Consider the following 616-nt stretch of genomic DNA (forward strand, 5'->3'; position numbering starts at 1 on the left):
TTCGTGGCGCTTCTGGGCTATTTTAAATCTAAGCCAGTGATCATTGCTCCGAGTTTCCGTGATATCAGTATCGACATGCAGTTTATTGCCTCCCAAATTCAAAGAGGTAAAGGGATCAGGCCTTTCAGTGTCAGTAAAATGCAGCGTGACCGTATTTACTCAAGGATACTGCGTCTACTAAATTACAATAAGTGGAATGAAAAACAGCACCTCAATGCTCTGTGCCACCACCTGGTTTACATTGGTCATGCCTGGCTGGAGCCTCGACACCTCTTTGATGCGGCCATTGAATACCTTGCCAGCCATAACATTGCCATTCCTAAGTACTCCGTGCTTCAAAGACTGATAAGCCGCACAATGCAACAGGTCAGAAAAGACCTGACGCTCCAACTGAATCAACTTACCAGTAATGAACTTAACGTCTTTCTGGACAACATAATCACTACTAAAGACGACGGGCTGAGTCTGAGCCATCTCAGGGGTGGTGCCAAAAGTCTGACCGTGCCTGAGCTTAAAAAAGAGCTCGCCATTTACCACCGGTTAGCACCATGGCACACGCAAATAAATGACGTTGTGGACAGGCTCAATCTGTCGCTAAAAAATCGACAACGCTTCA

The 616-nt window shown here is 46.1% G+C and carries 1 protein-coding gene; it reads left to right on the plus strand.

The genetic code is table 11. The features are described 5' to 3' along the window. Nucleotides 1–616: DUF4158 domain-containing protein (locus R7Z47_RS25590; RefSeq protein WP_318130860.1), on the plus strand; the 616-nt coding region annotated here is incomplete at both ends.

This window comes from Vibrio sp. 1641 (assembly GCF_033339995.1).
GTDB lineage: Bacteria > Pseudomonadota > Gammaproteobacteria > Enterobacterales > Vibrionaceae > Vibrio > Vibrio alginolyticus.